Genomic DNA, 1,135 nt, shown 5'->3' on the forward strand with positions numbered 1-1,135 from the left:
AACACCGCTAACACCGCTACGCTCAACGGAGCGGCGGCAGTCACAGCCCTGGGCGGTGATGTGGTAACTGTGGGTGGCACCGGCAGCGGCACGTTTGCCGACAAGAACGTGGGCAACGGCAAGGCCGTGACGGTAACCGGCTATACGCTGGGTGGTGCCGATGCCGCCAACTACACCGTGGTGCAACCMACSGSRSTGACGGCCAACATCACACCAGCCAGCCTGGCCGTCACAGGTGTGGGAGCCAACAACAAGGTCTACGACACMACSASCASCGCYACSCTKAACGGAACSGCGGCCGTCACAGCGCTTGCYGGCGACACGGTGAGCGTGGCCGGCACSGGYAGCGGTGCCTTCGCCAACAAAAACGTGGGCAATGGCAAGGCCGTGACSGTGACCGGCTACACGTTGAGCGGCGCYGATGCCGSCAACTACACCGTGGTGCAACCAACGGGGCTGACTGCAAACATCACACCGGCAAACCTGACGGTCACAGGTGTSGGAGCCAACAACAAGGTCTACGACACCACYAACACCGCTACGCTCAACGGAGCGGCGGCAGTCACAGCCCTGGGCGGTGATGTGGTRACTGTGGGTGGCACCGGCAGCGGCACGTTCGCCAACAAGAACGTGGGCAACGGCAAGGCWGTSACWGTGACCGGCTAYACATTGAGTGGCGCYGATGCCGGCAATTACACCGTGGTGCAACCCACTGCCGTGACGGCAAACATCACACCAGCCAGCCTGGCTGTCACAGGTGTGGGAGCCAACAACAAGGTCTACGACACCACTAATACCGCTACGCTCAATGGAACGGCCGCAGTGGCTGCATTGGGCAGTGACGTGGTGAGTGTGAGTGGTGGTGGCGGCACTTTTGCTGACAAGAATGTGGGCAATGGCAAAGTCGTGACCGTGACCGGCTACACGTTGGGCGGCGCCGACGCCGGCAACTACACCGTGGTGCAACCCACCGCCGCTACAGCAAACATTACACCGGCGAACCTGACCGTCACGGGTGTGGGCGCCAATAACAAGGTCTACGACACCACCGCCAACGCCACGTTGAACGGAACGGCGGGGGTCACGGCACTGGGCGGTGACGTGGTGACAGTGGGTGGAACCGGCAGTGGCACGT

Annotated in this window: 1 protein-coding gene; it reads left to right on the forward strand. The window is 62.5% G+C overall.

The window, feature by feature from the left end; genetic code table 11:
* A partial coding sequence (locus tag AC1D0Z_RS22375; RefSeq protein ID WP_477660341.1) for a beta strand repeat-containing protein occupies positions 1 to 1,135 on the forward strand: 1,135 nt, incomplete at both ends.

Source organism: Polaromonas sp. P1_E3, from assembly GCF_056405935.1.